25 protein-coding genes are annotated in these 24,128 nt (G+C 38.2%); 2 read left to right on the top strand and 23 right to left on the bottom strand.

Going from position 1 to position 24,128, the window contains the following annotated elements; translation table 11 throughout:
- Positions 1-273: 273 nt before the first annotated feature.
- The 22 genes from rodA to AC13EX_RS06780 all read right to left on the bottom strand — a co-directional run bounded on the left by rodA (position 274) and on the right by AC13EX_RS06780 (position 21,844).
- A complete protein-coding gene (rodA, locus tag AC13EX_RS06885) occupies positions 274-1,548 on the bottom strand; it encodes a rod shape-determining protein RodA (RefSeq protein ID WP_482892093.1) in 1,275 nt (424 codons plus the stop codon).
- Complete coding sequence (gene mrdA / locus AC13EX_RS06880) at positions 1,549-3,351, bottom strand: penicillin-binding protein 2 (RefSeq protein WP_482892092.1); 1,803 nt, start codon at positions 3,349-3,351, stop codon at positions 1,549-1,551.
- A complete protein-coding gene (locus AC13EX_RS06875; RefSeq protein ID WP_482892091.1) occupies positions 3,352-3,873 on the bottom strand; it encodes a rod shape-determining protein MreD in 522 nt (173 codons plus the stop codon).
- Positions 3,870-4,703, bottom strand: coding sequence for a rod shape-determining protein MreC (mreC, locus tag AC13EX_RS06870; RefSeq protein WP_482892090.1), 834 nt, complete (start codon positions 4,701-4,703; stop codon positions 3,870-3,872). The genes AC13EX_RS06875 and mreC overlap by 4 nt, the downstream gene beginning before the upstream one ends.
- Before the next feature lie 7 nt (positions 4,704-4,710).
- Positions 4,711-5,739: a rod shape-determining protein gene (locus AC13EX_RS06865; RefSeq protein ID WP_048642066.1), complete on the bottom strand. Its 1,029-nt coding sequence runs from the start codon at positions 5,737-5,739 to the stop codon at positions 4,711-4,713.
- Between the two features lie 386 nt (positions 5,740-6,125).
- On the bottom strand, positions 6,126-7,652 hold the full coding sequence (gene purH / locus AC13EX_RS06860) for a bifunctional phosphoribosylaminoimidazolecarboxamide formyltransferase/IMP cyclohydrolase (protein WP_482892089.1): 1,527 nt from the start codon (positions 7,650-7,652) through the stop codon (positions 6,126-6,128).
- A 133-nt stretch (positions 7,653-7,785) separates the two neighbouring features.
- On the bottom strand, positions 7,786-8,343 hold the full coding sequence (gene purN, locus AC13EX_RS06855) for a phosphoribosylglycinamide formyltransferase (protein ID WP_482892088.1): 558 nt from the start codon (positions 8,341-8,343) through the stop codon (positions 7,786-7,788).
- 79 nt (positions 8,344-8,422) lie between these two features.
- Entirely contained in the window at positions 8,423-9,364 is a 942-nt protein-coding gene (locus tag AC13EX_RS06850; RefSeq protein ID WP_482892087.1) for a glycosylase, read from the bottom strand.
- 28 nt (positions 9,365-9,392) lie between these two features.
- Positions 9,393-10,265, bottom strand: coding sequence for a geranylgeranylglycerol-phosphate geranylgeranyltransferase (locus tag AC13EX_RS06845; protein ID WP_048642070.1), 873 nt, complete (start codon positions 10,263-10,265; stop codon positions 9,393-9,395).
- Between the two features lie 92 nt (positions 10,266-10,357).
- The gene (locus AC13EX_RS06840; protein ID WP_048642071.1) at positions 10,358-11,140 is read right to left on the bottom strand and encodes a Rossmann-like and DUF2520 domain-containing protein; all 783 of its coding nucleotides are present in this window, start codon (positions 11,138-11,140) and stop codon (positions 10,358-10,360) included.
- A gap of 74 nt (positions 11,141-11,214) precedes the next feature.
- Positions 11,215-13,743 carry a cytochrome c biogenesis protein CcsA gene (gene ccsA / locus AC13EX_RS06835; protein WP_482892086.1) on the bottom strand — a complete coding sequence of 843 codons (2,529 nt, stop codon included), beginning with the start codon at positions 13,741-13,743 and terminating at the stop codon, positions 11,215-11,217.
- Positions 13,744-13,783: 40 nt separating this feature from the next.
- Positions 13,784-14,200: a cytochrome c maturation protein CcmE domain-containing protein gene (locus tag AC13EX_RS06830; protein ID WP_048642073.1), complete on the bottom strand. Its 417-nt coding sequence runs from the start codon at positions 14,198-14,200 to the stop codon at positions 13,784-13,786.
- A gap of 3 nt (positions 14,201-14,203) precedes the next feature.
- The gene (locus AC13EX_RS06825) at positions 14,204-14,446 is read right to left on the bottom strand and encodes a CcmD family protein (RefSeq protein ID WP_482892085.1); all 243 of its coding nucleotides are present in this window, start codon (positions 14,444-14,446) and stop codon (positions 14,204-14,206) included.
- Between the two features lies 1 nt (position 14,447).
- A complete protein-coding gene (gene ccsA, locus AC13EX_RS06820; protein ID WP_048642075.1) occupies positions 14,448-15,122 on the bottom strand; it encodes a cytochrome c biogenesis protein CcsA in 675 nt (224 codons plus the stop codon).
- A gap of 747 nt (positions 15,123-15,869) precedes the next feature.
- Positions 15,870-16,163, bottom strand: a complete 294-nt coding sequence (locus AC13EX_RS06815) for a 4Fe-4S dicluster domain-containing protein (protein WP_048642076.1) — start codon at positions 16,161-16,163, stop codon at positions 15,870-15,872.
- A 79-nt stretch (positions 16,164-16,242) separates the two neighbouring features.
- Complete coding sequence (locus tag AC13EX_RS06810) at positions 16,243-17,166, bottom strand: VOC family protein (protein WP_482892084.1); 924 nt, start codon at positions 17,164-17,166, stop codon at positions 16,243-16,245.
- Positions 17,167-17,267: 101 nt separating this feature from the next.
- Complete coding sequence (locus AC13EX_RS06805; RefSeq protein ID WP_482892083.1) at positions 17,268-18,581, bottom strand: DUF3570 domain-containing protein; 1,314 nt, start codon at positions 18,579-18,581, stop codon at positions 17,268-17,270.
- Positions 18,582-18,594: 13 nt separating this feature from the next.
- On the bottom strand, positions 18,595-18,807 hold the full coding sequence (locus AC13EX_RS06800) for a DUF4266 domain-containing protein (RefSeq protein WP_048642079.1): 213 nt from the start codon (positions 18,805-18,807) through the stop codon (positions 18,595-18,597).
- Entirely contained in the window at positions 18,804-19,784 is a 981-nt protein-coding gene (locus tag AC13EX_RS06795) for an FAD:protein FMN transferase (RefSeq protein ID WP_482892082.1), read from the bottom strand. The genes AC13EX_RS06800 and AC13EX_RS06795 overlap by 4 nt, the downstream gene beginning before the upstream one ends.
- 1 nt (position 19,785) lies before the next feature.
- Positions 19,786-20,226 carry a thioredoxin family protein gene (locus AC13EX_RS06790; RefSeq protein WP_303615122.1) on the bottom strand — a complete coding sequence of 147 codons (441 nt, stop codon included), beginning with the start codon at positions 20,224-20,226 and terminating at the stop codon, positions 19,786-19,788.
- A 599-nt stretch (positions 20,227-20,825) separates the two neighbouring features.
- Complete coding sequence (locus AC13EX_RS06785) at positions 20,826-21,233, bottom strand: DoxX family protein (protein WP_482892080.1); 408 nt, start codon at positions 21,231-21,233, stop codon at positions 20,826-20,828.
- A gap of 83 nt (positions 21,234-21,316) precedes the next feature.
- Entirely contained in the window at positions 21,317-21,844 is a 528-nt protein-coding gene (locus AC13EX_RS06780) for a Crp/Fnr family transcriptional regulator (protein WP_482892079.1), read from the bottom strand.
- Between the two features lie 420 nt (positions 21,845-22,264).
- Here AC13EX_RS06780 and AC13EX_RS06775 point away from each other — a divergent pair, with 420 nt between their 5' ends.
- Together AC13EX_RS06775 and AC13EX_RS06770 are read left to right on the top strand one after the other, a co-directional pair.
- Complete coding sequence (locus AC13EX_RS06775) at positions 22,265-22,630, top strand: sialidase family protein (protein ID WP_482892078.1); 366 nt, start codon at positions 22,265-22,267, stop codon at positions 22,628-22,630.
- 30 nt (positions 22,631-22,660) lie between these two features.
- Positions 22,661-23,428, top strand: a complete 768-nt coding sequence (locus tag AC13EX_RS06770; RefSeq protein WP_482892077.1) for a sialidase family protein — start codon at positions 22,661-22,663, stop codon at positions 23,426-23,428.
- Positions 23,429-23,728: 300 nt separating this feature from the next.
- On the opposite strand, the gene AC13EX_RS06765 is transcribed toward AC13EX_RS06770, so the two are convergent.
- Positions 23,729-24,118, bottom strand: a complete 390-nt coding sequence (locus AC13EX_RS06765; protein ID WP_482892076.1) for a nuclear transport factor 2 family protein — start codon at positions 24,116-24,118, stop codon at positions 23,729-23,731.
- Positions 24,119-24,128 lie beyond the last annotated feature (10 nt).

Genomic DNA, 24,128 nt, shown 5'->3' with positions numbered 1-24,128 from the left:
AGCCTTGTCACTCTGAGGGGATTTATGACATAACTAAATGACCAAGCTGGTATTATTGTTTAACCCGGATTATGTAATAGGATTTCTCCGCCCTGACAATTGTCAGGGGTGAAGCCTGTCCCGTGTTTACGGGAAGTGTTGCCATCGCAAGAAAATCAGGCTGTTTGGATATTTTAGCAAGGCATCACCATAGTGAAATTATAAACAGGAACAGAGTGCCTGATTTTGAAGCGATTTCAGCACGTAATAGATTGTCTATTGCATATTTCAGGTTTAATAACTTCTTCCCAATATTTGGATTCTGTTGGAATCCAATTTGATAAAGATGAATAGCAGTATAGTAAATGACCACAATGATGAACCACCATAACTAAAGAAAGGCAATGGGATACCCACCACTGGAAATAGTCCAATGGTCATGGCAATGTTTATGGTAAAGTGGAAAAACAACAGACTCACCACACAATAGCCGTAAATTCTAGAAAAGCGGGTTTTCTGTCTTTCCGCTAAAAAAACGAGCCTTAAGAGTAGGCTAACAAATAAAGCAATCATCACAAAACTCCCGAACCAACCAAACTCTTCACCTAAAGTGCAGAAAATAAAATCCGTGTGTTGCTCAGGAACGAAGTCAAATTTTGTCTGTGTTCCCTCAAGATAGCCTTTACCAAATAGGCCTCCTGAGCCAATAGCAATTTTGGATTGGGTAACATTCCAGCCTACTCCCAAAGGATCTACATCAGGGTCAAACAATACCATAATTCGATTTTGTTGGTGATCAGGAAGCTTTTCTACCACATAGTCTAGGCTTAAGGCATAGACAACCATGATGCAACCCAAGAAAAAGAAGCTTAAGGCATTTTGCCAGGACTTTTTACTCATTGCTATAAAAATGAGGATGACAGCTCCTATGCTTCCAAATAAATAGTAGTTGTTTTCTATGGCCAAGGTAAGTATGGTCAATGCGACCAAGGCTAGCCCTATAATATAATACCTTTGAGGCATGCCCTCCCTATAGAGCATTATAAAAAAGGCACTGTAAACCATAGCTGTTCCAGTATCTGGTTGTAGCAATATGAGTGCAATAGGCAATACAATAAGGCCTACCGCCTTCATTTGATCTTTGAGCTTGCTTAGGTCAAAGCTTGGGTTTTCCATAAGCTTTGCCAATGCTAAGGCCGTGGCAAACTTGGTAAATTCTGCTGGTTGTAATCTGAAAGCCCCAATTTCGAACCAAGCCCTTTGGCCATTGATTTCCTTGCCAATAAACGGGGTTAAAAACAAAATAAGAACAAATATCGCGTACAGTACAAGGCTGAGGTTATGAAAAAGCCTGTAATCGGCGACCATAATGATAATGATCAGCAATATGGCGGTGCCTATCCATACCAACTGCTTTCCCGAGTTGATGGAGAAATCAAAAATGGAGGTGGCATTTTGTTCATCATAAACTGCCGCATAGATATTCAGCCAACCTATAAAAACAAGTGCGAAATATAGCCCTATTGTTACCCAGTCTATTTTATGAAAATTGGTATCTTTTTGTCTCACCTAATAAATAAAATCTCCTTTTAACACATATTCTTCCAATTCCGGCCTTTTGATTTCTCCCGTAAGGTATTTTTCTATCAAAAGACTCGCAGTACTTGCTGCAGCTCTTCCTCCCCATCCGGCATTCTCCACATATACCGCAATGGCTATTTTAGGATTTTCTTTAGGAGCGAAAGCAATAAATACTGAATGATCTTCACCAGCAGGGTTTTGTGCAGTACCTGTTTTACCGGCTATTACAATGTCTTTCATTATTGCCCTTGTGGCTGTACCGGATAATGCCTCTACCATCGCATCTTGTATCAAATCAAAATGCTTGGGATCAATGCCTGAATCCTTTTTTTCTTTAAACCGATCTGGAATTCTGGAAGGGTCATCATTGATAGCTTTTATGAGGTGAGGGGTATAGAAATACCCTTTGTTGGCAAATATGGCAGCAAGATTTGCCATTTGTAATGGGGTAACCAACATCTCGCCCTGACCTATTGATAAGGAGTAAATAGTAGAATATTTCCATCTTCCTTTGCCATATATCTTGTCATAAAGTGCACTTGAAGGAATGGATCCGCCCTTTTCACCGTGCATGTCGACTCCTAATCGATTACTTAAGCCAAATTTTAAGACGGCTTCTCTCCATTTATCTAATCCGATTTGAGTGTCCGTATAGGTATTGGAAGATACTTCTCGGTTGATGACTTGCCTGAAAGCTTGATGATAATATGGATTACAGGAGTTTCTGATCGCTCCAAAAAGGTTTACTGGGGAAGGGTGGTTATGACAATTAACCAAGGCCTTATTACAAACAAAAGTTGTGTTTGGAGTAAGGATTCCTTCCTGTAGGCCTATAAGCGACTGGACAATTTTAAAAATTGATCCAGGAGGATAAGTCGCCATAATGGGCCTGTTAAACAATGGTTTTTCAGGATCGTTATTTAAAACCGTATAACTCTCTCCAAATTTAGCACCAGTCAGTACATTGGGGTCATAAGTTGGTGCTGAAATGATGGTTAGTATTTCTCCGGTTTTGGGCTCAATGGCCACCACCGATCCACGTTTTCCGTCCATCAGGTGCTCACCATAAAGCTGCAGATTCAAATCAATAGTAGATTGGAGGTTCTCACCTGGCATAGATAGTGTATCGAGGTCTCCATTTTTAAAGGCCCCTTTTTCGATTCCTCGGACATTGACCAATTTGTATTTGACTCCTTTTTTACCACGTAACTCAGGCTCATAATAAGCTTCAATTCCACTATGGCCTACATAGTCGCCCTGAACATAGTAGCGGGTGCTGTCGCGTGAAAGTTGGGAACTGCTTATCTCTCCAATATAACCTAATGCATTGGCGGCGGAAGATCTGGGATAGGAGCGGACTGATCTCGTCATTACAAAGAGTCCTTTATAATCGATGAGAAAATCTTGCACCTTGGCAAACTCTTCCTTGGATATTTGTTTGATTAGAGGGTAAGGTTTTACCCAGGAGTAGTTTTTTGCAGCAGTGAAATTTTCTATTAAATAGTCTTTTTCTATGCCAAACAAATCGCAAAACCTGCTTGTGTCTTTAAGGCTAAAGTCTTTAGGAATAACCATCAGGTCAAAAACGGGATCGTTAAAAACCATTAGGGAGTTATTCCTGTCATAAACCAGGCCCCTATATGGGTGGTCTACCACCCTTTGTATGGCGTTCCGTTCTGCTTTTCTTAAATAACTGTCATCAGTGACCTGAATTAAGAACAATTTACCCAATAAAATCAAAGCAATTACCCCAATAGTAATGGCAACGACTAAAGATCTACCTGTATACATTTATGCTACCCTTTCTTTTTTGTAAAATATAGCTTGCACAATTGTTCCTAAAAGAAATGTGAAAGCCATGCTGCTCAATACTCTAATAACGAGTGGGAGATACAAATGCGTTCCTAAACTGTCAATATAAAAAAATATAAAATGATGTAAAAGGATAAGGGGAAGGCTATAAAATAAATACCAACCTAATCCCATGTTCAATAAGGTGGGAGGGACATTGTCATCATAGCCCCCTGTAGGCATAATGACCTTGATCCAGGTATTGCGAACAAAGGCCAGAAATACTGTACTTGCTGCATGAATCCCAAAGCTATCGTAAAACAGATCGATAAATAGGCCGAAGAAAAAACCAATCAATAATAATGGTATGGTAGGTACTTCATTGGGCAGACTCAAAAGAAAAAACACGTACAAAAAGCAAAAGGAGTAGCCAAACAAAACCAAATCCTTCAGGATAAATACCTGAATTAGAAAGTAAATGCAAAAGCTAAAGCTATACTTGAGTAATTTAACTGTTGTCATTGAGAGGGATTCACCATTACTGTTTCCAAACTGTCTATTTCTTCACGCAGATCATTTTTTACCAGATATACGAAATTGAGCTTGCTAAAATCTGCACCTAAGGTAATCGTAATGTCAAGGTAATTGGTCTCATTTCCTTGAGAGACTTCTTTGACCTTGCCTATTGGAATACCTTCGGGAAAGACTGCATTGTATCCAGAGGTCACAATTTCTTGTCCAGGCTCTACCATTACATGGCGAGGCACATAGAGCAATTTGGCTTCATTGGAATTGATGCCATCCCATTTGGTGGAGCCAAACACCTCGGTTTTTTTAATTTTTGATGAAATCAAAAGATCTGTATGCAATAATGAGATCACAGAAGAAAAATGATTACTTGTTCCTTTTACCCTGCCAATGATTCCTTGTTCATTGAACACGCCCATTCCTTCTACTACACCATCCACACTTCCTTTGTCCAGGGTAATGTAATTCTGACTCAAATTGATAGAATTATTGATCACCCTGGCTGACCAGAAGTTGAAATTATTGCTAAGGGTACTGTCCAGATCGAAATAGGCAGAATCTACAACAGGAGTCATTTTATCCAGCCTATTAAGTAAGGATGCATTTTTTTCAGCCAAGGCTTTATTAGTAGAATAAAGCGTAAAATAAGAGACGAAGTTGTTTTTTGAAGACAACAATCGCCCTGTAAACTTATTGCTACTATTAAAAAAGACAGCTCCCTGTGGTGAATTATGTGTGAAAATAATCCCTAATGCAAGTAATTCCAGAATCAGAAAAAGAATAAATGCCCTTAGTCTATATAAAAATAGAAAGATTTGCTGCATTTTCCTTTTAAGTCATGAGAACGGTTCTGAATTGGTTGATATTTTTCAAGGCGTTTCCGGTGCCTCTAACCACTGCTCTAAGCGGATCTTCTGCAATGTGTATTGGCAACTTGGTCTTTTGATGCAATCTTTTGTCCAAGCCTTTTAGCAATGCACCTCCGCCTGTAAGGTGAATGCCATTGTCATAGATATCCGCAGAAAGCTCCGGTGGAGCAATTTCAAGCGCTTTGAGAACAGCCTCTTCAATTTTGGAAACCGATTTGTCCAATGCAAAAGCAATTTCTGAATAAGAAACTTTAATGACCTTTGGAATACCTGTCATCAAATCTCTACCTCTAATTTCATAATCTTCCGGTGGATCATCAAGTTCAGTCAATGCTGAGCCAATGGCTATTTTTACTTTTTCAGCAGATCGCTCTCCAATAAGCAGGTTGTGTTGCCTACGCATATAATCCAGTATATCTTTGGTGAATGTATCACCTGCAACCCTTATAGATTGGTCTGCGACTATTCCTGAAAGTGCGATTAGTGCAATTTCAGTAGTTCCACCTCCAATATCCACTATCATAGATCCCATCGGTTTTTCTATATCTATACCTATACCTATAGCAGCAGCTATTGGTTCGTAGATCATGTATACTTCTTTGCCACCAGCATGTTCGGCAGAATCCCTAACGGCTCTCTTTTCCACTTCAGTAATGCCTGAAGGGATACAGATCACCATTCTATGTGATTGGGGAAACATGCCTTTGTTATGTCCGGGGATCATTTTGATCAATCCTCTGATCATTTGTTCAGCCGCATAAAAATCTGCAATCACTCCGTCCTTTAGAGGGCGAATTGTTTTGATGTTTTCATGGGTTTTCTCATGCATGTTCATGGCTTCGCGGCCAACAGCCAATACTTTATTGGTTGTTTTATCTATTGCGATTATGGATGGCTCATCCACAATTATTTTTTCTTTATGTATAATCAGCGTATTGGCTGTACCTAAGTCAATGGCGATGTCACTTGAGAAAAAGTCGAATAATCCCATTTTGATATGTTCTAAATTAAATGATTATTGTTTCTTTAAAATTAACACAATTAAATCCGTATGAATAATCAAGCCTAGCCCAGTATTCTAACTTCCCATGCTGCTTCTGAAGCGATCTTGCTAGAATTGACCCAAATATGCAATTGCTTTATTAGGGTTAATCAGGAAAATCGCGTTTATCTACCCTCTTAAACTGGTGGCGGCACCCAATCTCAATATAACCTAATTTTAGGTGGTTTCAATACTCATTTCATGTGCAATTACCGATTACATAAATAGGCTTTAATTTGTCGGCAATGTAAAAGGAATATTCTTGGAAATCGATGTTTTCTCCAGATGAATTATATAAATATTAATAAGGTAAATAAAGCGAGCAATATTATTGTTTAATGCTTAAAATGTCTGACGCCTGTCATCACCATACTCATACCATTGTCATCACAATAAGCAATGCTGTCTTTGTCCTTAATAGAACCTCCAGGTTGAACTACCGCAGATATTCCTTCGTTTCCTGCAATTTCCACACAATCAGGGAAAGGGAAAAATGCATCCGAAGCCATGACAGCACCTTTCAGATCAAAGCCGAAAGCTTTTGCTTTTTCTATTGCTTGTTTAAGTGCATCTACCCGGCTAGTTTGTCCTACTCCACTCGAGAAGAGTTGGTCATGATTGCTGAGGATAATGGTGTTTGATTTAGTATGTTTACAGATTTTCAATGCAAATACCAAAGCATCTTTTTCAGCTTCACTTGGAGACAGTTTGGTCACTACCTCAAATTGTTCTTTGGTTTCAGTTTTAAGATCCTTGTCCTGTTCTACGAAGCCATTCAATAGGGTCTTGACCTGCTTGGTACCTGTTAGGTTCATTTTTTGCTTTAAGAGGATTCTCTTTTTCTTTCCTTTAAGCAAGTCCAAAGCATCCTGATCAAAGTCTGGCGCAATCAGCACTTCAAAGAACAATCCATGCATGGCTTCAGCAGCAGCAAGGTCTACCTTTTTGTTGGTGATTAAAACACCCCCAAAAGCGGAGATAGTATCTGCTGCAAAGGCTTTGTCATAGGCATCCTTAACGGTTTTACCTAAAGCAACCCCACAGGCATTAGTATGTTTGAGGATTGCAAATGCTGTTTCTTTAGAGAATTCTGCGATTAAAGAAACCGCTGCATCTACATCTACCAGATTATTGAAAGACAATTCTTTTCCATTGAGTTGATCAAAGAGGTCTTCAATGTTTCCGTAAAAACGGGCATCCTGGTGTGGGTTTTCTCCATACCTTAAATCAGTGGCTTTTTCTTCACTGATTTTTAATGCAGGAATATTCTCTTCCTGATTAAAATAATTGAAAATATGAGTGTCGTAGTTAGAAGAAACTTTGAAAGCTTGAGCGGCGAAGTACCTACGGTCATTCAGGTTTAACGCTCCATTTTGACTTTTTAATTTTTCTTCTAGCTCACCATATTGCGCTTTAGAAGCGATAATGGTTACGTCTTTATAATTTTTAGCAGCAGCTCTGATCAAAGCAATTCCGCCAATGTCTATCTTCTCTATAATATCAACTTCAGAAGCACCTGAAGCAACAGTCTCTTCAAAAGGATAAAGGTCTACAATTACCAAATCTATAGCCGGAATACCATATTCACTTGCTTGGTTGATGTCACTTTCGTTTTCCCTTCTATGAAGAATGCCTCCGAAAACTTTGGGATGTAGCGTTTTTACTCGGCCTCCAAATATAGATGGGTAGCCAGTAAGTTCCTCCACTGGAACTACATCTGCTCCCAATTCTTCGATAAATTTCTGAGTGCCACCTGTAGAATAGATGGTTACTCCCTGATTTTTTAATTGTTCAATGATGGGTTCCAGGTTGTCTTTATAATATACCGAGATAAGCGCAGATTGTATTTTTTTTTCAGCCATTACGATTGTAATTTATCACATTTAAATCTAAAGGAGAATTTTGATTGGGAATTGTCCTGTCAGATAGGGAATTGTTTGGTGTTTACTTTTGAATAGAACTTTACGAAGAGACAAAGTTAGGAAAATCAAGGCATTAAATCAGACTTTCAATGATTTTTGGATAGTATTTATGCTCTAGTACATGAACTTTCTCGGCGATTTGTTCAGGGCTGTCATTTTCGTCGATCCCTACAGCTGTTTGAAAGATGATTTTTCCCTCGTCATAATTTTCATTTACAAGGTGAATGGTGATGCCTGTTTCTTTGTCACCGGAAGCTTTTACAGCTCGGTGTACATGGTTTCCGTACATTCCTTTGCCCCCGTAATTTGGCAATAATGCTGGGTGAATATTAACCATCTTTCCCGGGAAGGCCGCAATCAGATTATCGGGAATTTGAAGCAAAAAACCTGCCAGTACTACAAAGTCTATCTCAAGATTTTTTAGGTAGGCTGTAAGTTCTCCACTTTCCAAAGCTGCCTTAGAAAAAACATGGCTAGGAACACCTAGCTTTTTGGCTCTTTCCAGTACATATGCCCCTTTTTTGTTCGAAGCAATTAAAGAAATACGTGCTTTTGTAGATCCTAGGAAATGATTTACTATTTTTTCTGCATTTGAGCCGCTTCCCGAAGCGAGTATGGCTATGTTTTTCAATGTTTATATGTTTTAATCTTTTTGTAAAAATACTAAGTAATCCCTTTTGCTAGCTTAAATGCGAATTCTTAAATCCAGATTATTTGCTTGGGAAGTGTAATACTACCTCCGGATGCATGGTGTAGAACCTGTATTGTTTACCATCATAAACTGGGAAACCGCTGGATTTATTATCTCCCATGATAGGGTTTTCTGAATATTTGGTCCAAGTCAATAAGTCTTTTGAAACAGCCATATTCATTGTCCAATCACTCCAGTCTTCTAGGGATGTGGCATGGTAGTAAGCATAATAATATCCTTTATGTTTGATGATTTTATTTACTGCCACGCCATATTTATCGTAAGCTTCTGGACCGATTTTGATCACAGGATCATCTTGCATATTTGTCCATATCTTTCTGTCTTTGGAGGTGGCAAGCCAAATACCAAGATCCCCTCTTTCGTAAAATAAATACCAAATTCCATCTTCTACCCAAACAGTAGGTGTTCCATAAGGACCATCACTTATTGGAGAGCCATCGACCTTCCTGATGTCTATATCGCCTTGATTTTCCCAGTGGATGCGGTCTGTGGAAGTTAACATCTTCGCAATGTCTCCTCTTCCTTCAGCAAACATATAATAAACCCCTTCATGCTTCCAGACCATCATGTCTTCTACCCAACTTTCGCTAAAAACAGGATTGCCTTCATACCTAGTCCATGCTATGCCATCTTCAGAAAAAGCATAGCCTAAATTTAGAAACCTATTTTCATCATATTTATCAAATCCTGTATACCACATGTGGTAACCATCCTCTTCTTTCATTATAAAACCTCTTTCCCTTATTCCACTGTCCCAGTCACCTTCTTCTGCTGCAGTGAAAATAGGATTGTCTGCTTGGGGAGTGAATTTTGTGATTTCATCGGGAAACAATTCTGGCTCTTCTGTTGCCGTATTATTTGCCTGCTGTTCTTTTCCTGAGCAGGAGAAAAGGAGGGTTTGAAGTATCAAGAGGACTAAAGCAATGGTATTGGTTTTCATGGTTAAAAGTGTTTTTTTTGAAAATTTATTAAAGGAAACCCATACTTAATATGCCTGTAAGCATAAGTAATTTGGATATGGTGCTCAATTCTGAGAAATGAGACTTGCGATCGGCCTTGTAAATTTTCACCATAAAAGCGATGAAAAACAGACTAAGCCCACCAAAATATAGAAAGAGTAGTGGCTCATTTATTTTGAAAGTGACAAATAAAATCGATGCGACAAATAAAAAGGCAATTATAAATATTATGTTTTTGGTTTTCCTGAATCCCAAAACAATGGGCAAGGTCTTACAGCCGTGTTTACGGTCCCCATTACGGTCCTCAATATCCTTTAATATCTCCCTTATCAAATTGATGAAAAAGGCAAATATGGCATAGGTAATGATCAAAAGTTCCGATTTTTGATAATAAATACCCACTATCCATATGGCTAGGCCAGTTAAGGATGCAACTGTTAAGTTTCCAATAAAAGGCAGCCGTTTGAGGGTATTACTGTAAAGCCACAATAGAAAGGCAGCTACAAAGGTGATGGCACCAATTTTTGGATGGACCAATAGTCCAACTAAAATCCCGACAACATTCATTACTGTATGTAGGATCATCACCATCCGCCTTTTCATACCTTTTCCAATAACCACTGCCTTTGGCCTATTGACATAATCAATTTTCACATCATAGTAGTCATTAATCATGTAGCCTGAGGCTGTGAGTATAACTGTAGAAATGATTAAAAGATAGAGATGGTAATCCTTCAAAACGGGTAATCCTGCATTGGTGGTACCGACTAGAAAGAAGGCGGTCATCAATTGCGCAAAGGCAACCAATAGTAGGTTTTCCGGACGAATGATCTTTATAAACCCACCAAAAGTAAATACAGGAGAAGCCTTTGGATTTTTCATGATACAAAAATAGTTAGATTTAGGGCAATCTGGACATTATAATTTAATATAATACGTATTATTAATAATGTTAACCTTTTGTGAACCAACAATTAGGGTTTTTGAGTGTCCATAATGTCTTGGGAAATATTTCTATATATTTCTGCAAGTTGCTCATTATAACTGAGGTAATCGTGATGATTTTCCAAGGTATTGATATCTTCTCTTATAGCAGGTCCGGTTTGGGCTTCACTCGGCCCTAACTGTAGTGTTTTATTCATTTGCTCAATGATGAGCGGTTTTAGGATGTTGAAATCCAAGCCCTGTCGGTGCATGATCGATTCAGCCAAATACACCATATGGTTGGTGAAGTTCGCTGCAAATACCGCCGCAACATGGATGGACCTACGGTCCCTAGACTTAATCTCATAGCTAGGTGATTTGAGACTTTTGCATAGTTTTTTTAAGGTTTTCAAGGTTCCCTTGTCCTCAGCTTCCAATAGAAAAGGAACTTCCTCAAAAGACAAGTCTCTACTTTTGGTGAAACCTTGTAATGGGTAAAGTATGCCCGTATAATCTGCAGAACTATAAGACAATACATCCAAGGTCATGGTGCCGCTTGTATGGACAAGTATGCTTTGCTCTGGCAATAGAATGGCTTCTGCAATAGGGGCAATGGCTTGATCACTAACCGCAATAATGAATAGATTGGCCTTGCTTTCTGTGAAGTCCAAATGATCTTGAGCCTCAGTTGCATATAATCTGGAGGAAAGCTGCTGGGCTTTCTCAATGTCTCTTCCGTAAACTTCTAATATTTCATGCCCAGCATTCTCCAAAGCCGATGACAGATGCCAGGCTACGTTCCCTGTTCCGATAATCGCGATAGTCAACTTCATGTTCATAAATTTATAAAAAAATAACCCCTAATGTTACTTAGGGGTTAAAACTTAGAGATTTACTTTTTATTATTTTATTCCAGGCCTTTGGCTTTCATTTTTTGAAATTCATCAAACCTTCGGAAAATCGCTACTGAAAAACCTATCAGCATAATGACAGTGCCAAGCCATAGAAGATTAATCATGGGTTTAACGGCGGCTTTCATTACTACATAATCTTTTTGATAGGTATTGACCTTAAATACAAATTTGTTTTCTTCAGGAACAATATTATCAACTTCCACTTTTATGCCCAAATCATGGTCAATGAAATCAACTTTACCAACCTGATTTCCTCGAATCAAGAATACTGGACTCAGTACTTTCTTTACATCGTAATCCATTATGGTTAACACTGCCTTCACCGCAATGTCGCCCTCCTCTAAGGGAATGCCATCTATTTCACTGACAACATCCGCACTCTCAAATTGAGTAACGAAGTCATTGATAAAGAACTGCTCTCCGGGAGCAGCATTGATAAATTGATCGTCATTCCACTCAGGCTCTTCGTAATCGTTTATCGCAGAAACGTGGGTGTAAAGATCTTTTGTTAAGTATTTCTTTGAATCGGGAGAGGAAATCAAGCCCATAGTTGGGTTTGGTTGAGACATAGGGTAGAGCGTGAATTTTAGATCATCCTCCTGAAAATACTCAACCTTGAAGTAGGAGTTTTCCTCTAGAACCAAATTAAGCGTGTCTCCTTTTTCAAAATATACTTTTCCATCTACTTTGACATCTTCCAGTGCCAAGGCTTCATTTATACCATCCAGTGATTCCATGGCGTCTGCTTTTACATAACCCGGTACACCTACTACCTTTTTGTACCTACCTCTATAGATTACATCGTAATCTTTCATTTGTAAAGGCTTGTTGATCCAAAGCAATACATTTTCTTTGTTCAGGTCATCTTCCCAATCCTTCTTGTAGGTAAGGCCTGACATGTTGATAGAGATGGTGTCTGAGTAACCTGAAGAAAACATAATACCTATTAGCATCATTCCTAAACCAATATGAGCCAGTGAGCCTCCTGCCAATTTAAAGGTTTTTTTCTTCAATAACTTTATCATAATGCTGCTATTGGCTACAATGGTAAAAGCTCCGGAAAGGACGATTACGATATAGGTGACGTCATAAACTTTACCTACTGTAATGATTATGGCGGCCAATACCATTGAAATAATATATGGCGTCACCAAAGCATTTTTAAGGTCTTCTTTTGACATTTTGTTCCACCAGAAATACTGTCCCACACCAGTTAGTAGTGCCAGTGCGACCGCAAACCAAAGTTGGAATTTAGTGTAGAATCCGATTTGGTCAGCTGGAGGTGCTAAGTTGGATAGTCCGCCAAATATTTCTACCAACGCATTGTAGGCCGGGATGGAAGTAGGTACAATCACCTGAAAAGCCATCAAGGCTAGGGTGGTGGCACCTATGAAAATCCAAAATTCTCTAGAGTATATAGAGGCTTCCCTTTCCGATGTAGGAATATGCTTCCATTCTTTTATGGTAAGGAAAATGGCAATTGCCAAAAAGAACAACATGTAAATAAGTAGCTGCCCTGATAAGCCCAAATCAGTAAAAGAATGGACGGAAGAATCTCCTAATACCCCACTTCTTACCAAGAATGTAGCATACAATACCAGAATAAAGGAGCTAATGACCAGTATCATGGATGTTTTCAGTGCAGTGCTGCTTTTTTTGAAGGTGATCATGGTATGTATAGCTGCTACCATGATTAACCATGGCACGTATACCGCATTTTCAACTGGATCCCAATTCCAATAGCCGCCGAAATTCAAGGTCACATAAGCCCAATAGGCCCCCATTATGATTCCCATGCCTAAAATCATGGCAGAGAAGATAGCCCAAGGAAGAGCAGGTCTGATCCATTCGGAATACCTTTTCAGTGTCAGTCCAGCCATTAAAAAGGCAAAAGGAACAAGGGTAGAGGCATAGCCTAGAAAAAGAGTAGGAGGGTGAATAACCATCCAAATATTTTGCAATAAGGGGTTCAGGCCTGTGCCATCCTCTGGAACATATTCAGGGTTGATTTGAAATATTGGTGCTTCAGATACATCTCGGAGTAACATGAAAGGAGAACTACCGATTTTTAAATCACCTATTACAACGCCCAGAATCATGGAAACCAGAAATGCTTGCACAAGTGCAAATACCAGCATTACAGGGCCTTCCCAGAATTTATTGGTGTGAATAATAATTAAGCCTAATACCACATCCCAGAAAATCCAAAGGATGAAAGCCCCTTCCTGACCTTCCCAAAAGCTGGAGATCATGTAATGAACAGGTAGGCCTTTGGAAGAATGTGAGTAGGCGTAAAAATACTCAAATCTATGATTGTAAATGATTTCGAAGAGGCAAGCTGCTATAGAAACAGCAGCAAAACCATGAATATAAAAAGTAATTCTGCTGAAATTTTTCCAGGAAGGTTTGTCCAACTCGCTAGCACGGGTGTAGTAGAAGTAGGAGACAGCTGAGACCAAGGCACTGACAAAAGCCAGAATTACCATGAAATGACCCAGATTACCCATAAAGGTATTCATCATTATAAGGTTCTTTTTGCGTGTATAATAAGACCAGAGGTATTCAGGATGCAGTAGGTTTTACATCCGTTTCCTGGTATTTTGAAGGGCACTTCATTAGAATTTTTTCAGCTACAAACATCTCATCAGTCTTATAAGTGCCTATGACCACAACCTGCTCTGATCTGGTAAAGTCAGCAGGAACGGGTTCATTGTAATATACTTGTTGTTCCGTGCCATCATTGTCTACCATTACAAAGATAAAAGAGGTCTTGTCTTCCCCTACTTCTATTCCTTCTACCTCACCATTAGCCCCTTTTTTAAGTTGGCCTACCACGTGAATGGCTTCTGTCTTTCCATTGATAGCCATTTTTTTGGCCGTAGAAAAGCTTTCGTAAGTACTGGCATCACCTATGGAAGTGATTATGATTACTATAGCTACCGCTATAATGCCCAAGCCTAATATATGTCCTCTTTTCATGATTTAATCGTTATATTTTTTTTCCAACCCACTAATCTTACGATCTGTTTGTATCACATAAACGAGAATACCCCCTAAAACAATTCCAATAATGCTGACTAATACGTAGATTTTTCCTTCGGAACGCATATTGTCGGCCATTTCGACACCTGAATTCTGGTAATCCTCATCTGTAATGCCAATTTTATCCTGAGCTTTGGCTAAAAAGCTGATAAATAACAGGAAAATGATAATGAACTTTTTCATATTATTGATTGATCAATTTGTCTTCTAATTTTCTTTCCAAACGCCTTAACCTTACCCTTACCGTGGCTATCCAGGTGCCAAGGAGGGTCCATCCAATAATGGCCGGATAGAACACCGTTCTCAGATTACTGTCCATATCATAGGCGTTGAACCCAGGGTTGCCACCATTGCCGGGATGAAGGCTGTCTGTAAGCCTAGGGAGGATAAATATCAAAGGGATGAATACGGCAAAAGCAAAAATACTGTAAACAGCACTGATTTTGGCTCTTTGGTAAACATCTGTAAGGGAGTTTCGAAGAACTAGGTAGGCGAAATACATTAGCAATCCTATTGCCGAAGCATTGAGCTTAGGGTCGTTGGTCCAAAAATCACCCCAGGTAAATTTGGCCCAAACCATGCCTGTTGTTATGCCAATGACTCCAAAAAGTATGGCCCCATTGGTGAATTCAACGGCCATGTCATCGTCAGCAAGGCTCCCCGTTCTCAAATGTCTTACACCATATACTACAGCCACGACCAGCATAATTAACATCCCAAACCACATGGTCACATGAAAGAACAATCCTCTGATGGTTTCATTCAGAATGGGAAGTCTGGGAACATCAATCAATAAACCTGCAATTATGGTATAAGCCAGCAATAATATGGCTAATATTTTCCACCAATAAGCCTTCATATTCGATAGTGTTTTAGTGGGTCAAGACCTCCCCATTGCTTTCATCCATAGATATATGTCTTTGAATGCCTGCATTTACATCAACAGTGGGTACAGTTGGGGAAATTATTTATGACCTCATTGAATCAACACGCAAAAATAGGGCATATTAAGTGATTTATTTACTTTTATCCCGTTTATTTGCTTACCGGTAAGTGGAAATGATATTACTGTTTTTAGTGCAGCTTTAAGAAAGCATATAAACTGCTTTTTCGAAGCATTAGAAAGGTTGCTTTTTTTAGTTAAAGTGTTGGATACTGATATTTAATTTGGTTTCGGAAATTTCTTTAAAAAGTGGAAATGATTGGTTTTCTTTCAGATAGTTTGACCCGTCTGTCCTCTAAAGGAAATACTTATGTCTGCAGAGCTGCATTGGGATGTACTGATCTAAATTTAGCGAAGGGTAACTTAGACCTAAAATGCCAAAAGTTCCCAACTTGCGTTCTATAGCCCAGCTTTCCCTCCATACAAATTGATAAATGAAAACCCCTCAATAGCAATGGGCTTGAGCCCATTTATAAAGGACAATATCATTTCATCTGGCTTTAGCCAAAATTTGGAGGGGAAATGGATGCCTCTAAAGCCCCAAAAATAAGGTTAATCGGTAAGTATTTTCAAAACCATCTTATAAGGGCCATTTAACGATTTCAGTAGCCTATCCTACAATTGAGACTGGAGAGAAAGAGCAATCCATTATAGGATAAAAGTTTAAAGGCTTCTTCGCGCAAGTTTGATAGCTTTTTCTGGGCAAACCTGAACACATATACCACAGGCATAACACAAATCTGGGGCTTTTACATAGGCTTTTTTTGGTTTGAAAAATGTTTTTAATTTACCTTTGAAATTTAGCGTTAATCGATCTTCGGCAGTAATTGTACGAATTTCCAATACATCATAGGGACAAGCAGGGATACAATCTTCCTTATCACCACAATTACTAAGGTTGATAATGGGGACTAACTTCCCACTTGTTTCGTCGCATTTTGATTTGTCTTTATTCATATAAAGAGGAGTTTTCAGAAGTGCTATTCACCATAGATCTTGTTCTTTAAATGTAAAGCAACGTTCTTTTTTACAGGTTTTACCCTTTTTCAATTGTTAAAAGCAGCTTGTTACCTGTAGGATCATAGACACAATAGTATCCATTTTTTTCTTCAAATACAGTCACGTTATTTAAGGCCTCGCTTAGTTTTTCTTTGGTGCTATAGTTAAGTTGAAAATGAGCCATTCCAGCATGATCAGCTGGGGCCAATGGTTTTCCCATTCCATGCCAGGAATTCATCGCCAAACGGTGTTGGTAAGGACCTCCTGCACCCAAATCGGCAAACATAAATTCTGGAAAGTTATTAAATTGAGTAAAACCTAATTTTTTATAAAAAGCATTGGCTTTTTGAACATTGTTGGCGTAAAGGTGTAAATGGCCAATATAGGTATGCTTTGAAAGCGGTTTATCTAGATCTTTGTTCTCCAAATTTTCCAGTATCTTGTCTACTTCGAGGTAGACCGAAGCACCTCGGATGTTACCGGTAGCATCTTCAATTTTGATTCCTCCGTCACTTATCACTCTTTTGAACCTTTCAGGAGTTTCTAGGGTGAATTCCACGTTGATTCCATCTGGATCGTCTAAATACAGTGACTTTGACATAGTGTGATCTACAGGGGAGTAGGGATAGTTGTTGTCATGTAAACGATGCAACATTCTGGCAAATTCACCCATGTTTGGCGCATGAATAGCAAAGTGGTAAATCCCGCTATAGCCTTTTTTAAAAGGAGTCTTGGCAGTTTGGTGTACGACTACCAACGTCTTGGTTTCAGTGCCAAATTCAGCACTATTTTCAGTACTTTTCCTTAGTTTCATACCTACTATTTTGGTCCAAAAATTAGTAGACTTTTCCAGACTAGTATTGTTCAGGTGTATTGCTCCAAAAGAAGCAAATTCTTCTGAGGTTTTATTTATTTGATTTTTTATCGGATTGGCTTTAGCCAAGGTTGAAAATGTGTCCATATTTTTTCTAAAATCAAAGTGCCATTTCTTTTTAATTGATTCTTTTTGCTGCACAGTACTAAGTATTTTGTTGGATCAATTGGGTTTATATTTTATTCCACTTAATCCCTTACGAATTTAAATCCCACTGAAATCATATTGGAGCGAAATGAAGTATTCCGGTCGTACCGATAGAATTTAAGGTCAATACTTTTCAATCCCCATTTCGCAATATGGGCTTGGGTGAAAATATCAGTATAGGAGACCCCAAACCCGAACTGATTGGCAGAGAATTCAGACAAATCATAGTCAGAAGTGTAAAATTCATTTGTTGACATTGCTCCTTCATAGGGATTAAAATAATCAGCAGCAGTTTGGTTATAAAATCTGTAAGATGGATATAAAGTAAACTTACTACTAACTTTGATTGGGATCTCGATACTGGCTGTATAGGAAGTAATTCCCCAGTTATCGAAATAATACCTGTAAAATGTTCTGAGTGCAAGCCTCTCATTTAAGTACCAATTAAGTCGCCCACCAATCGCCACTTTAAACCTATTGTCAGGAAGCCGCTCATTGGCGTCTGCCAATTGAAAATCATCTATAAATGAGTCTGCTACATCACTGAAGTAGACCCTTTGAAATGGAGTAGAGAGTAAGCCTTGCTGTTGTACAAAATCCAAGGCCATTGATCCTTGAACATTCTTGTGAAGGATTTGAGAAATTCCTAATCCCATCGAATAAGAATTTCGTCCTTTGGTAGCATATTCATTAAAAATAGGACTGTAATTAAGGTTGCCTGTAAGGGTATTGTTAGTAAATAAGTTGTTTGTTAAACCATTTTCTCCGCCCGAAAAAGGTCTTAATTCTATTGGGTAAATTGTAGTCCAGGAATCAAAAAACACATTCCCTTTTACACTAAGTTCTGTATTTTGCTCATTGAAGAGTTTGGTATAAGCGCCTCCTGCACCTATTGAAAAATAGTCATATTCATTGGCGAAGGATATGCTTGTAGACCAAATGGAATTGCGGTCGTCAGAACTATGGCTATAGCTTCCTGTGAAATTTGTCCAAACATCACTTTTGGAAGCGCCAGAGGAGGCCTGAAAAGCATCTGCATTTCCGCCATCAAATGGATCTATATTACTGGATGAAGCAGAGGTATATGCAGATATTCCTGCGTCAATGGTTAAAATGTCATCATCGTTTAAAGGGATAGAAATTATAAATGAGGTAGTGAAATCGGTTAAAGCTTCGGTTCCAATGCCACCACTTACAGCGGCATTTTCACCGTCCTGACTATAATAACTCGATAGAATATCGACTTCCGCGCTTTCTAATACCCGTTTTTTATATACCTGGGTAGTATCTTGAGCAAAACCTGCAAATGATGTTGTAACCAAGCAAAGGAGTATGATATATTTTAAGGTATGCATATTTCTTGTTTAATTAATTACAGCCACATCCACCACCAGTTTTTCCACCGTTAGCACCAACTGCAGCTTCTCTGTATGAATGCATAGTGGTTACATTTCGGTCAAACTTCTTTTCAGAAAGCCCCATGTCCGGATCATTGATGTTTATTTTCTCATATCCTTTTACAACCATACAGCTATTTGAAAGACAAGTGATGATGGAGAATATTAAAATTATTTTTTTCATAATTTATCGATGGCTATGTTATTCGATTTTGAAATGTTTCCCTTGTCATCTATAATGATGCATTCTATGTTGGGAAGTTGATTGATGCGGTCCAATCCTGCTTCTTTGCCCATTACAAATACTGAAGTAGCAAGGGCATCTGCGAGTTCTGCCTTTGGCGCAAAAACTGTTACACTAATTATTCCAGTTGAAGGATATCCTGTTCTTGGGTCAATAATGTGTGAATACCTTTTGCCGTTAAATTCAACATATTTCTCGTAGTCTCCTGAGGTGACAACTGCACCATTGCTGATTGGTAACAAAGCAAAAACCTTGTTCTTATTGAGTGGGTTGGTAATGGCCACTTTCCATTCGTTGCCATCTACTTGCTTGCCCCAGGAATTCATATCGCCCGAAGCATTGATAATGCCAGAAGTAACTCCTTTAGCTAAAAGTAATTTCTTTGCCATATCTGCTGCATAACCCTTCCCAATGGCCCCAAAACCTATTTTCATTCCCTTAATTTTGAGAAACACAGTAAGCTTTTCTTTGTCTAGCAAAATATTATTATAACCAACTTTGGTTACTGAAGCACGTATGTCTTCCTCTGAAGGCATTTTTCTCATACTGCCATCAAACTTCCAGATTTTATCCATTGAGGCATAAGTTATATCAAACGCGCCATCCGTCAATTTCGAAATCATCATGGCCCGCTCAATAAGGTTGAATAGTTCAGCCTCAACTTTGACTGGTTTGATTCCAGCGTATTTATTTATTTCTGAAGTTTGAGAATTTTCATCCCAGGAAGAGATTAATTTTTCTATTCTGTCGATTTCTTCTATTCCGCTTTCTATATGATTTTTTGCTGTAATAGAATCTTCGGCAACGACCGTGATATCAAATCTGCTCCCCATTAATTTCAGGGTGCGTTTGTGAGCTTGTTGTGCCTGAGATGTAAATGACAGTGAAATTACAATGAGCGTAATAATGAGTCTCATTTTACTTGATAAAACTGTCCAATTCCTGAATATAAGCTTTTGGTGTGGTTTTCTTATAGCCCGTTTCTCCCAATAAGTTTCCTCTATTGTCCAGTACAACTACCAATGGGAAAACGCCATTTTTATCATAAATCTCAGCCAACTTTGCGTTGGCAGCAGCTTGTTTTTCCGGAAGAGCATTTTTCTTTTTACGAGGGAAATCGGCCTGAAACATAATGTAGTTGTCTTTAGCGTAGGTTATAAATGTTTCGGTACTCCAAATTTCCCGACTTAATTTAATGCAAGGCGCACACCAGTCCGATCCTTGGAATACCAAAATAATGGGCTTTTTTTCTTTAGTGGCCAATTCTTTCGCTTTTGAGAAATCAGTCTGCCAATCCTGAGCGAAGCCTGAACTAATACCGATAAATGCAATGATTAAAATGATGATGCTTTTTTTCATGGTCGCTTGAAATTATTTAATGTTCTTAGATGTCCTTAATTCATAAAGGGTCAACTATCAAGGTTCTTGTATTTTAACTCAGATTCGAAGACATTGATAAGTAACGTTTTGCAAATAATTTAGGCCAATAATTTGGTCATATAGTTGCTGAAAAAGGAGACAACATGACCAAAGTCATGAATTAACTACCAGAATGTATCTTTGCTTATTTGGCATATTCCTTGTCAATGAAAGCAACTTGGTCATCTTGGGTCTCGATATGGTCAAAGCATAGCTTAGACCTAGAACGTCGAATCTTACCAAATTCATTTAATAGCTCAGTTTTCCTCACAAATAAATTGATTAATAAAAACAATTCAATAGGAATCAGCTTCAGCCTATTTATAAAAGCCATACCATTTTATCCGGCTTTAGTCAAGATTTAGAAAGGAGAAGGGAGTCCTTTCAATTATGCTTATCCCTTGGGTATGGCTTCAAAATTATTTGATGACCTGCTTAGCTGAATTATTGGGCTAAAGCCACTAGGCGACATATTCCAATCTAATCCCCCAGCTTCAGCTGGGGGCTAATGATGATTCGCGGATCAATTTGTTGGGAATTTATTTTGCGAGAATAGGTGCTTTTTTTGTTCTTCCCCAAGCTACAAATAAAGCAATTGCCATAAATACCAAATTCGCTCCAATACCTGAGTATTCACCTCGGGAAGCATGAAAAATCGCTGCCAATACCATAACTACTGCAAGTCCGATTGCTGCCCATACCGTTAAAAAAGGTTTGATACGAAGCAAGGCAGGAAGGATTAGACCTATACCGCCTAATAATTCACTAACACCAATAAACCTAACCAATCCTAAGGAAGTTGATGAAACCCATGGGAGTGATTCTGCCAATGCTTCAATAGGCTGTGTAGCTTTCATTAAGCCTGCCATTATAAAAATAACTGCCAATAGTACTTGTGCAATCCAAAGAGAGATATGTATTGCTTTGTTGTTTTTTTGATTTGCCATTTTTTTAAATGTTTTTAATTGATAATGGCACAAAGTTGCGGCAAAGTGAATCGGTAAAAAATAAGATACCTTAAGAAAGGTATTTAATGCTCACTTTTTTTAGCCATTCTCCTTCTAATATCACTTAAGTATTCCGGTGTAACCCCAATATAGGCTGCTATTAGTTTGAGAGGAAGCCTTTGCACTAGTGTAGGATATGTTTCTGTAAAATCGATGTAGCGCTGTTCAGATGTCGCACTTAGCAGTCCTAGAATTCTTTTGTTGGATGCAATAAGGTTGTTTCTGAACTTATTGGCGATGTCTACTACTACCTCTTTATCAAAGCTATCGATATCTATAAAGTCTGATTTGGAAATCAGAGATATCTCGCAATCCTCAATCGTCTCAATAGAGACTGAGGAAGGTACCTGGTTGGTAAAGCTATCCAAATCTGAAATCATCCAATTTTCGGGTGCAAACTGCATAATATGCTCTTTGCCGACATTGTCTACTGTGTAACTTTTTAAGCAACCTTTTTTTACCAAGTACCCATATTTAGCAATTTCTCCCTGTTTTAAAAGGATTTCACCTTTCTTGTAAGTTTTTAAGGAGTTGATTTTTATGCTTTTCATCTTAAATTAGGTTGGTCAATTGTTAGGCTTAAATTAAGTCTTTTGGCTAAAGAAATGAAAATTTTCTTTTCTGTTTGTGTTAGCCTTCAGGACGAATTTATCAATTTGTTTTTTGATCTTTTTACAATTCGGATTTTTGTTTATTGAAGGTATGGACAAATTTATCTAATTTGACTGATTTGATATCCCTGATAATACGATTCCTGTTTATGTCAATAGTCATTTACGTCCAACGCGGGTATATAGGGTGATTTTAATAGGATATAGCTTTTGTAGTAATGAAAAATTTTATTACCAATCACATGAAAAAAGTATTGACTTGGGTTATAGTTGTCCTCATACAGTGTAATGCAAATTCTCAAGTAGGGCTGGGAATTGCTGCAATTGATGGTTTTTGAGCCCGGGCTGAAGGTAAGGGGCTTGACAGTTAGCAAAACATTTCAGCCTTCGTTTGTAGTTACGGAAAAAGGAACATTATTGGTGTTTTGTCAGGGTCGACTATTTGATGGTGAAGACAATGAACCCAAAGTGATCCTCATGAATAAAAGTTATGATTTTGGAAAGTCATGGGAAGGAGTGGAAGTGATTTCTTCACCAATGAACTTTTTTACCATATCTCCCTATTCCGCAAGTATGGTAGGAGAAGAAAAAATTTCTTTCCTAACCTGTGTTGGATTAAAGGTAACAAAAGAGTTTTATAAGGATGATTTTTCCAAATTAAAGGAAGCTACTGGTATTGATATCGAGGACATAGGAAAGGATAAAGCTTCTGTATTGGTCAAGTAAACCTCTTTGGATGATGGTAAATCTTGGACAATGGAGTATCTCAATGGAGACAATACACCACTTTTTAAAGAATACAATGGGTACGTTCCTATTATCATGAATACAATTGGACAAGTTCATCAAATACCAATGGGTCCAAACAAGGGGAGGATGATCATTGCTGCTCCAATTTACTCAGTACCTTCTGGGAAGGAAGTCACAATTAATTTTAGGGATTATAAATGTTCAGGCTCAGGAATTATTTATAGTGATGATTTTGGAGAAACATGGAAAATGGATGGGATGATCACTGATTATCTGGCAAATGAGGTTTCCGTAGTTTCTATTAAGGGAGGAAAAGAAATCCTTATGGTTCGGAGAATAAATAATTTTGAAAATTACAAGGAATATAATTCTGTAGAAAAGATGAGTTTAGGGCGAAATCAGCGAATAGCCAATCTAAGTGGCGATGGTGGGAAATCCTGGTCGGATCCATTTTTAATTGACATTAGCGAAATAGCCTGTCATGGAACTTTGACAAGAAGGAATAATCGATTGTATTTCTCAATTCCGCTCGGACTTCAGGATAATAATCAACAGAAAATAGATTGGGATGATGACCGTATCAGAGGTGCGGTATTTTACAGTGATGATGAGGGGATTACTTGGAAATCAAAGGTTATTGAACCTTCCTATTTTTCTTACAGCACCTTAGGGAAATTAAACAATACATCAATGATTACTTTCTTCAGTCGTGGAGGTCATGGTAGATTAGGTATCGGATATAGGGTTTTCTCGGATGAATGGCTGGAAAATTAATGATGGATAAACCCATTAAATAAAAAGGTATCTCATATTACGTGTTGAAACCACTTTAAAATAACTAGAATTTCTTGCGAATACCCCTCTTCTTGATAAATCGGGAAAAGCTATACGAACCCTTTTACTTAATAGGGGTTATAAAGATTGAACCTATTATGAGGATAATTATTTTTTAGAAAGTGAATCTCTCTCTAGTGGGCTTCAGCCAAAATTCAAATAACAAAGGGGTTATTAGTAAGAATGCATTTACCTATGACATAGATAGGTTTGGTCACCGGGCTTATTGAGGGTATAGTTTTAACGTATTGCTTCGTCAACCGATTTACTGTCCACAAACTGCTCAAAACTGATAATTTTGCCATTGTTTAGTTTCCATTTATGGGCAACCCGTGCTCCAAAATACTTGTTTGTTTTTTTATAAGTACCTGAATAGGTGCCATAAGCAACTACTTTGTCTTCATTTGCAATATAATCTTCGGGTGAAAATTTATAATCGATCCACTCGCTACCCAAGCGCTTAAAAACATTTTCAGTAACACGCTCTAAACCAATATAAGTTCCTGCATACGGAAAGCCTTTAGCTTCTGTCCAACTGATATTTTCGGCTACATATTTGGCTAAATTCTTACCGTTCTCTTCTGAAGTTTTGCCTTCATAGGTACTTTTTATTATTTCTAAATTTGTCATAACTTCTTGT

The organism is Cyclobacterium sp. L-R (genome assembly GCF_056859355.1).
The sequence above is the reverse complement of the archived record's forward strand: the minus strand, read 5'-3'. Positions and strand labels throughout refer to the sequence as shown.

Excerpts from the sequence above, each read along its gene's own strand:
- AC13EX_RS06840 (WP_048642071.1), bottom strand. The coding sequence starts at position 11,140 with ATGAAGTTGACTATCGCGATTATCGGAACAGGGAACGTAGCCTGGCAT.
- AC13EX_RS06845 (WP_048642070.1), bottom strand. The coding sequence starts at position 10,265 with ATGAAAAATCCAAAGGCTTCTCCTGTATTTACTTTTGGTGGGTTTATA.
- AC13EX_RS06795 (WP_482892082.1), bottom strand. The coding sequence starts at position 19,784 with ATGAGACTCATTATTACGCTCATTGTAATTTCACTGTCATTTACATCT.
- AC13EX_RS06790 (WP_303615122.1), bottom strand. The coding sequence starts at position 20,226 with ATGAAAAAAAGCATCATCATTTTAATCATTGCATTTATCGGTATTAGT.
- AC13EX_RS06780 (WP_482892079.1), bottom strand. The coding sequence starts at position 21,844 with ATGAAAAGCATAAAAATCAACTCCTTAAAAACTTACAAGAAAGGTGAA.
- ccsA (WP_482892086.1), bottom strand. The coding sequence starts at position 13,743 with ATGATGAATACCTTTATGGGTAATCTGGGTCATTTCATGGTAATTCTG.
- AC13EX_RS06865 (WP_048642066.1), bottom strand. The coding sequence starts at position 5,739 with ATGGGATTATTCGACTTTTTCTCAAGTGACATCGCCATTGACTTAGGT.
- AC13EX_RS06850 (WP_482892087.1), bottom strand. The coding sequence starts at position 9,364 with ATGAAAACCAATACCATTGCTTTAGTCCTCTTGATACTTCAAACCCTC.
- AC13EX_RS06810 (WP_482892084.1), bottom strand. The coding sequence starts at position 17,166 with ATGGACACATTTTCAACCTTGGCTAAAGCCAATCCGATAAAAAATCAA.
- purH (WP_482892089.1), bottom strand. The coding sequence starts at position 7,652 with ATGGCTGAAAAAAAAATACAATCTGCGCTTATCTCGGTATATTATAAA.
- AC13EX_RS06785 (WP_482892080.1), bottom strand. The coding sequence starts at position 21,233 with ATGGCAAATCAAAAAAACAACAAAGCAATACATATCTCTCTTTGGATT.
- AC13EX_RS06765 (WP_482892076.1), bottom strand. The coding sequence starts at position 24,118 with ATGACAAATTTAGAAATAATAAAAAGTACCTATGAAGGCAAAACTTCA.
- AC13EX_RS06800 (WP_048642079.1), bottom strand. The coding sequence starts at position 18,807 with ATGAAAAAAATAATTTTAATATTCTCCATCATCACTTGTCTTTCAAAT.
- AC13EX_RS06815 (WP_048642076.1), bottom strand. The coding sequence starts at position 16,163 with ATGAATAAAGACAAATCAAAATGCGACGAAACAAGTGGGAAGTTAGTC.
- mrdA (WP_482892092.1), bottom strand. The coding sequence starts at position 3,351 with ATGTATACAGGTAGATCTTTAGTCGTTGCCATTACTATTGGGGTAATT.
- AC13EX_RS06825 (WP_482892085.1), bottom strand. The coding sequence starts at position 14,446 with ATGAAAAAGTTCATTATCATTTTCCTGTTATTTATCAGCTTTTTAGCC.
- AC13EX_RS06875 (WP_482892091.1), bottom strand. The coding sequence starts at position 3,873 with ATGACAACAGTTAAATTACTCAAGTATAGCTTTAGCTTTTGCATTTAC.
- AC13EX_RS06805 (WP_482892083.1), bottom strand. The coding sequence starts at position 18,581 with ATGCATACCTTAAAATATATCATACTCCTTTGCTTGGTTACAACATCA.
- AC13EX_RS06770 (WP_482892077.1), top strand. The coding sequence starts at position 22,661 with ATGGAGTATCTCAATGGAGACAATACACCACTTTTTAAAGAATACAAT.
- ccsA (WP_048642075.1), bottom strand. The coding sequence starts at position 15,122 with ATGAAGGCTTATTGGTGGAAAATATTAGCCATATTATTGCTGGCTTAT.
- mreC (WP_482892090.1), bottom strand. The coding sequence starts at position 4,703 with ATGCAGCAAATCTTTCTATTTTTATATAGACTAAGGGCATTTATTCTT.
- AC13EX_RS06830 (WP_048642073.1), bottom strand. The coding sequence starts at position 14,200 with ATGAAAAGAGGACATATATTAGGCTTGGGCATTATAGCGGTAGCTATA.